General features: G+C 71.2%; 4 protein-coding genes. All 4 read right to left on the reverse strand.

Annotation, left to right across the window (positions count from 1 at the left end; all coding sequences use genetic code 11):
* Positions 1 to 496 (reverse strand): TonB family protein (locus HUW62_RS44350; protein ID WP_176437884.1); only part of this gene is annotated, 496 nt, incomplete at its 3' end.
* A 114-nt stretch (positions 497 to 610) separates the two neighbouring features.
* Positions 611 to 1,990 (reverse strand): class II 3-deoxy-7-phosphoheptulonate synthase, encoded by a 1,380-nt coding sequence (locus HUW62_RS44355; RefSeq protein WP_176437885.1) that lies wholly within the window; start codon positions 1,988 to 1,990, stop codon positions 611 to 613.
* Positions 1,990 to 6,360, reverse strand: coding sequence for a myxochelin non-ribosomal peptide synthetase MxcG (gene mxcG / locus HUW62_RS44360; RefSeq protein WP_176437886.1), 4,371 nt, complete (start codon positions 6,358 to 6,360; stop codon positions 1,990 to 1,992). The genes HUW62_RS44355 and mxcG overlap by 1 nt, the downstream gene beginning before the upstream one ends.
* A gap of 66 nt (positions 6,361 to 6,426) precedes the next feature.
* Positions 6,427 to 7,353: an isochorismatase family protein gene (locus HUW62_RS44365; protein ID WP_176437887.1), complete on the reverse strand. Its 927-nt coding sequence runs from the start codon at positions 7,351 to 7,353 to the stop codon at positions 6,427 to 6,429.
* Positions 7,354 to 7,386 lie beyond the last annotated feature (33 nt).

Genomic DNA, 7,386 nt, shown 5'->3' on the forward strand with positions numbered 1-7,386 from the left:
CGGGGGCGGGGACGACGGGCACGGCCTCCACGGGGAGGCGGAACTCGTAGCTGTAGGCGATGCGTGAGGCCACGGCGACGCCGTCACGCCGGGCGGGCTCGAAGCGGAAGCCCAGCGCGGCCTGCCGCGCCGCCTCGTCGAACCCGTGTCCTTGCGGCTCCAGAATCTCCGCCGCCGTGACGAGGCCCTGGTCATCCAGCGTCAGCTTCAGTCGCACCGTGGCTTCCAGCCGGGCCTGCTCCGCCTCGGCCGGGTAGGGCGCGTCCACGAACGTCAGCAGCTTCGGTGGGACGACCGCCGGCACGGGCGCCGCAGTGCTCGGAGCTGGCACCGCCGGCATGGGCGCCGCAGTGCTCGGAGCTGGCACCGCCGGCACGGGAGCCGGAGCGCTCGGAGCCGCCGCGGCCTCCACGGCCACCTGCGCGTGGCCCGCCACCTGGGCCCGCGCCGGAAGCGCGAACACCAGCCACGCCGCCGCCACCACGCCCCAGCGCATCCGACCTGCGACGTGTCGTTCGCGTGGGGAGCAAATTATGAAAATGGTTCTCATTTTCATTTTCAGGGGCCGTGTATTCCTGAACACAAATGCTGTCAAGAGTTGAGGGATGACTCAGGCTGCCTTGGCGTGCGGAACCTTCAGGGCCTGGAGCTTTTCCGCGACCATGAAGGAGAGCTGGAGTGCCTGGTCCGCGTTCAGGCGCGGGTCGCAGTGCGTGTGGTAGCGGCTGTGGAGGTCGTCCTCGGTGACAGCCAGCGGGCCGCCCAGGCACTCGGTGACGTTCTGCCCGGTCATTTCCAGATGGATGCCGCCGGGGTGGACGCCCTCGGCGGCGGCGACCTCCAGGAAGGACTTCACCTCGGAGAGGATGCGGTCAAAGGAGCGCGTCTTGTATCCGTTGCTGGCCTTGTGGGTGTTGCCGTGCATCGGGTCGATGGACCAGATGACGGGGCGGCCGTCGCGGCGGGTGGCGGCCATCAGGCGCGGAAGGCACTCCGCGACCTTGTCGGAGCCGAAGCGGCCGATGAGTGTGAGGCGGCCGGGGATGGCCTCCGGGTCGAGGATGTCCATCAACCGCAAGAGGTCGTCGGGCTCCAGGGTGGGCCCGCACTTGACGCCAATGGGGTTACGGATGCCGCGCATGAACTCCACGTGGCCGCCGTCGAGCTGGCGCGTGCGCTCGCCAATCCACAACATGTGCGCGGAGGCGTCGAACCAGTGGCCGGAGCTGGTATCCAGGCGGGTCATCGACTCCTCGAAGTTGAGGAGCAGGGCCTCGTGGCTGGTGAAGAGGTCCACGGGCGTGGGCGTGGGCGCGGCCGTGTGCTCCGGGGGCAGCGCCAGGGCGCTCATGAAGCAGAGGGACTCGAAGATGGTGTCCGCGAGCTTGCGGTACTGGTCTCCCTGCGGCGAACCAGCGACGCCGTCGAGCGTCCACCGGTGCAGGTTGCACAGGTCCGCGTAGCCGCTCTGCGAGTAGGCGCGAAGCAGGTTCAGCGTGGCGGAGGACTGGTGATAGGCCTTGAGCAGACGCTTGGGGTCCGGCACGCGCTCGGAGGCCTCGAAGTCCATCCCGTTGATGATGTCGCCCCGGTACGCGGGGAGGGTGACGCCGTCGAGCGTCTCCACGGGGCTGGAGCGCGGCTTGGCGAACTGGCCGGCGATGCGACCGACCTTCACCACGGGACGTCCGCCCGCGAAGGTGAGCACCACGGCCATCTGGAGGATGAGCCGGAAGGTGTCGCGGATGTTGTCGGTGGTGAACTCCTTGAAGCTCTCCGCGCAGTCACCTCCCTGCAGCAGGATGGCCTTGCCCTGCGCCACCTGCGCGAGCGAGGCGGTGAGCCGCCGCGTCTCCGAGGCGTGGACCAGCGGAGGCAGCCGGGACAGCTCCTCCTCCACGCGGTGAAGGGCGCGCATGTCCGGATAGTCATCCGGGATGTACTTCACGGGCTTCTCCCGCCAGGTGCGGGGGTTCCAGGGTCGGTTCATCACGAGAGGGCCGTTTCCTTGGGGGAGCCAGGTGCCGCGGGCAGCAGGCCGCGCGTGACGCACCAGGCGAGGTAGCGGAAGAAGAGGTCGCGATCCGCCTGGGGGCAGGTGATGCCGGTGCCCTCCAGGGCTTCATGCAACCGCTGACAGCGAATGGGGCCCAGGCCGAACGAGGGCGCCGAGTCACCGGAGCGCAGGTCGAAGAAGGCCAGGGTGGTGGTGTTGTCCGCGGTGCCGGCGCGCTCCGCGACTCGGGCACGCCAGGCGGGGACGGGGAGCAGGTCCACCGGGTAGCCGTACTCGCCCACCCAGCGGAACAAATCCGGCAGTCGCACGTCGGGCACGGGCGTCACGTTGAACACCGTGCCGGGCGTGGCGACGCGGGACAGCTCGACGATGGCGCTCGCCACGTAGTCCACGGGAGTCCAGGTCTCTCCCACGTCGAGCAGCGGGAGCGCGCCGGAGGGAATGCCCGCGAGCAGGATGCGCCAGACCAGGTCTTGAGGATTGACGATGGCGGTGTCCGTCGCGCCGACGACGCGGCCCAGACGGTAGACGGCGACAGGCAGGCCGCGCTCGGAGGCTTGTTGCACCAGCCGCTCCGCGACCCACTTGCTCTGCTGGTAGCCGTCGCGCAGTCCGGCGTGGGCCGGCACGAAGTCCTCGGGCACCTCCGGGCTCACGTTGGCCTGGGGTGCCACGGCCAGTGTGGACACGTAGTGGAAGGGCTTGAGGCGCACGGCGGCGGCCAGGCGCAAGAGCTCGCGCGTGCCCTTGACGTTGACGGCCTGGACGCTGCCGTACTCGCGCACCACGCTCACCACGGCGGCGTTGTGCAGGATGACGTCGCACTCCGCGGCGAGGCCGTGGAAGCGCGCGCTGTCCAGCCCGAGCATCGGCTGGGTGAGGTCCGACGGAAGCGCGAGCACCCGCTCGGAGAGGCCCGAGGTCGGCAGCTGCTGGGACGTCAGCGCGGCGCGGATGCGCTCCATCGCCTGGGACTCGTCGCTGGCGCGCACGAGGCAGACCACGCGGGCGCGCGTCTGGCGCAGGAGCTGGTGCAGCAGGTGCGCGCCGACGAAGCCGGTGGCGCCCGTGAGCAGCACCTGGCGGGCTTCGGGGAAGCGCGTCTCGAAGCTGCCGCCCTCGCCCTGGGGCGCGGCGGTGCTCGGCCGGGGAACGATGTCCTCGGACAGCTCCGCGTCGGCGAGCATCGTGGTGCTCGGGCCGCTGGCTTCGGAGCCGGTCGTCTCACCGTGCTCCAGCGCCTGGGCCAGCGCGGCGGCCGTCGGGTAGCGGAACACCGTGGCGACGGGGACCTCCCGACCCAGGGCGATGCCGAGGCGGTTGGCCACCTGGATGCTCTGGAGGGACTGGCCTCCGCGGTCGAAGAAGTCGTCCTGCGCGGTGAGGCCCGTGGCGCCGAGGACCTCCTCCCAGATGCCGAGCACCACGCGCTCCAGCTCCGTGGTGGCCTGCGCCACGGTGGAGGATGTCTCGGTGGAGGTGGCCTTGCGCAGCTCCGCGCGGTCGATCTTCCCCGTGCTGGTGCGAGGCAGCCGTTCGGCGAACAGGATGGCGCCCGGCACCATGGGCGCGGGCAGGCTCGCCAACAGGTGCTTGCGCAGGTCGGCGGCGGAAGGCGCGGGGGCCTCCGCGACGATGTGCGCGCAGAGCCGGCGGGCGCCTCCGGGGAGCACCTGTCCCACCACCGCGGCCTCACGCACGCCGGGGTGGCCGAGCAGCACCGTCTCCACCTCGGCCGGGTCGATGCGGTGTCCGCTGATCTTCAACTCGTCGTCCACGCGACCGACGAACACGAGCTGGCCGTCCTCTCGCAACCGGACCTTGTCGCCGGTGCGGTAGGCGCGGGGCTGGCCGGGCAGCGCGGCCAGGGTGATGAAGCGAGCCTTGTCCAGCTCCGGACGGCCCAGATAGCCCCGCGCGAGCGCGCCGCCCAGCAGGCACAGCTCGCCCTCGGAGCCTCGCGCCACGAGCCGCCCCTGCGCATCGACGAGCACCGCGCGGACGCCCGGCAGCGGAACGCCGATGGGGACCTCGTCACGCTCGGACTCCGGACCGCCGGTGTCTCCGAGTGACGCCACGGTCGCCACCACCGTGGCCTCCGTGGGGCCATAGGTGTTGAGCAGCTGTACGCTCGGCCCGACGGTGGCGCGCCAGCGTGCGACGCGCTCCGGCAGCGCCGCCTCGCCGCCGATGATGACGGTGCGAACGGAGGACGGCAGCCGCGCCGCGCCCGTGGACACGGCGTAGGCCAGCTCGTGCCAGAACGCGGTGGGCAGGTCGAGGAGGGTGATGCCCAGGGCCGCGCAGGACTCGAGCAGCCGGGGCACGGACTGGAGCATTTCGTCGGTGCGCAGCACCAGCCGCGCGCCGGACGTCAGCGCCAGGAAGACCTCCTCCACGCTCGCGTCGAAGTGCAGCGGCGCGAACTGGAGGATGCGGTCCTCGCGGGTGATGGCGTAGCGGTGCGTCGCACCCGCGACGAAGTGCGCCAGCGACTCGTGCGGAATCTGGACGCCGTTGGGCTGGCCCGTCGAACCGGACGTGTAGATGACATACGCGAGCCGAGCGCCCTCGGGGCGGAGCGCACCGGCCTCGGTCGCCGCGACGTCGCGCTTCAGGACCGTCAACTGGCCGGCGGCGCGGGGTGAGGCGTCCGTGGTGGAGAGGAACTCCGACGGGAGGACCATCAGCGCGGGCGCCGAGTCCTCCAGGATGGCGGCCGTGCGGGAGGCCGGGCCATTGGGGTCCAGCGGGAGATAGCCCGCGCCCGCGCGCAGGATGCCCAGCGATGCGACGATGGCGTCGAGCCCACGCGGCACCTTCACCGCCACGGGCGTGTCGACCCGGACGCCTTCCGCGACGAGTCGCTCCGCGAGCACCCCGGCGGAGCGCCACAGCTCGCCGTACGACAGGCGGTGATCGCCATGCTCCACGGCGATGAGGTCCGGCTGCTCGCGAACCTGGCGTTCAATCAGCTCCAGGACGGGCGAGGCGGGCGCGGGAAGCGGACCGCCGTCCAGCAGGGAGGCCATGTCACCGGAGGCACCGGGCTGCTCACGCACGGGCTGCTCGGGCGCGCCGAACCATGTGTCCAGGTGCTGGAGGAACTCGCGCTGATGGGAGTCCACGGCACGCTCGTCGTAGCAGACGGGGTTCGCGTCGAAGTCGACGCGCAGACCGCCGCCGTCCGAGCGCGCGTACATGCCGATGGAGAGGTCCTCGACGGGACCCGCGGAGATGTTGTGCGCGATGCCGGGCAGCCCCGCGAAGCGCACGCCGTAGTCGAACGGCATGATGTTGACCACGGGGCCGAACAGCTTGCGCTGCCCGCCCACGCGGCGAAGGTCGCGGCGGAGCTGCTCGTAGCGGTAGCGCAGGTGCGGCCTGGAGGCGCGCATCTCCGCGGAGACGTGCCTGGCCAGCGAGGCCAGGGTGGCCCCGGGCGAGACGGGCACGCGCAGCGGCACGATGTTCATGGCCATGCACGGCACGCGCAGCGCCGCCGAGCCCAGGCGCGTCATCACCGGGAGGCCGAGCACGACCTCCGGCGCATCCGTGCGCAGGTGGAGCCACGCCGCCGCCGCCGCGAGCACCAGGTCCGGCCACGTCACTCCGATTTGCTTCGCCACCGCCTGCATCCGCTCCACGTCCGTGCCCGCGAGCATCCGGGTGGAACGGACGAACGACGCGGACATGGGCGCGGGCGGCGCCAGCGTCACGGGCAGCGGCGCGTCGGTGAGGCGGCCCACCCAGAAGTCACGGTCCTTCTCGAACTGGGGGCCCGCGCGATAGGCGGCGTCCTCGTCCAGCACGGGGCGCAGCGGCGCGAAGCCCGCGGGCGCGGCCTTGCCCGTCACGCGGGAGGTGTAGAGGTCCGCCACGCGCCGGGTGAGCAGCGAGAATCCGTACCCGTCCATGGCGATGTGGTGCACGCGCTGGAACCAGAAGTACCGCTCGGCGCCGGCCTTGAAGAGCACCTGCGCGAAGAGCGGGCCTCGGGTGAGGTCCACCGTGCGCTTCAGGTCTTCCTTCATCCACGCCTGGGCCGCCGCCCACGGGTCCGAGGCGGTGGAGAGGTCCACGTGCTGGAGCGCCCACTCCACGCGGGGGCTGACCTGCTGCGAGGGGCCTTCCGGCGTGGACTCGAAGCGCGCGTGGAGGGCCTCCGCCTCGTCGACCGTCTGTCGGACGGCGGCCTCGAAGTGCTCGGGGACGATGGCGCCACGAAGCTCGATGCACTCACCGGCGTTGTAGATCGCGCTCGCGAGGTCGAGCTGTTGACCGACCCAGATTCCGTGCTGCGCCGCGGAGAGCGGCCAGCGTGCGTCGTATGATTCGGGCATCGCAGGTCCTTCTGAGGGGGCATCGAACCGGAGCGGGGTGGGGGCGCCTCGCTCCGAGGGCAGCGCTCAGCGCTGGAGGGCCGCGTGGACGCTGCTGGCGTCCGGCGGAGGAAGGGGCATGGCGCGCAGGAGCGCGTACCACTCCGTGAGGGTCGGCCTCTCCGCCAGCTCCACGAAGGTGACCTCTGCGCCCGCGCTCCGCCAGCGCTCCACCAGGCTCATCAGCCGGATGGAGTCGAGGCCGAGCTCGAGCAGGTTCGCGTCCTCGTTCAGCTCCAGCACGGACTGCTGCATCAGCTCCGCGACATCCGCGCGCACCTGGTGCTGACTCAGGCCGGGAGCGCCCTTGACGGCGGGCACGCCCAACGAGTCGATGACCTGCTGCGTGGTGGTGGTGACGGCGCACAGCTGCGACGCGTAGCTGAGCGCGAGCTGGTGGTGCGCCAGGGAGAAGTCGCCCAGCGCATCCGCGACGAGGAAGGGCTGGATGTTGCTCATGAAGCCATCGCTGGCCGTCTGGAGGCAGCCGATGTGCGCGTAGATGCCGCAGATGATGAGCTGGTCCTTGCCCCGCGCGTGCATGACCTCCATCAGGTCCGTGCGACGGAACGCGCTGTACGTCCACTTGGTGAGCTGGAGGTCACCTTCGCCGGGCGTGAGCGCGTCGATGATCTGCTTCTGGAGCGGACCGCCGTTGATGCCGCCGCCCCAGAAGTCGAGCAGCAGGCCGCGCTGCTCCGATGTCTGGCCGCCAGGCTGCGCGGAGTAGACGACGGGGATTCCCAACGAGAGGCAGTGCGCGCGCAGGCGCTGGATGTTGGGGACCAGCTCCTTCACGGGGGACTGGCCAGGGGTGAACGCCTCCACGAAGTAGCGCTGCATGTCGTGGATGAGCATCACGGCCCGCTTGGGGTCGGGCGTCCACGCGACCTTGTTCTTCGGCAGGTCGGCGGCACCGGGCATCGCGTAGGGGGTGATGGCGGGGAGCGCCATGAGGGGTCCTTTTCTGGAGCGAAGGAGAGGGGG

The sequence above is a fragment of the Myxococcus sp. AM011 genome (assembly GCF_013372595.1).
In the GTDB taxonomy this organism is placed as follows: Bacteria; Myxococcota; Myxococcia; order Myxococcales; family Myxococcaceae; genus Myxococcus; species Myxococcus eversor.

What these genes read in the sequence shown, in the direction of transcription:
- HUW62_RS44355 (WP_176437885.1), bottom strand. Translation starts at nt 1,990, where the DNA reads ATGAACCGACCCTGGAACCCCCGCACCTGGCGGGAGAAGCCCGTGAAG.
- mxcG (WP_176437886.1), bottom strand. Translation starts at nt 6,360, where the DNA reads ATGCCCGAATCATACGACGCACGCTGGCCGCTCTCCGCGGCGCAGCAC.
- HUW62_RS44365 (WP_176437887.1), bottom strand. Translation starts at nt 7,353, where the DNA reads ATGGCGCTCCCCGCCATCACCCCCTACGCGATGCCCGGTGCCGCCGAC.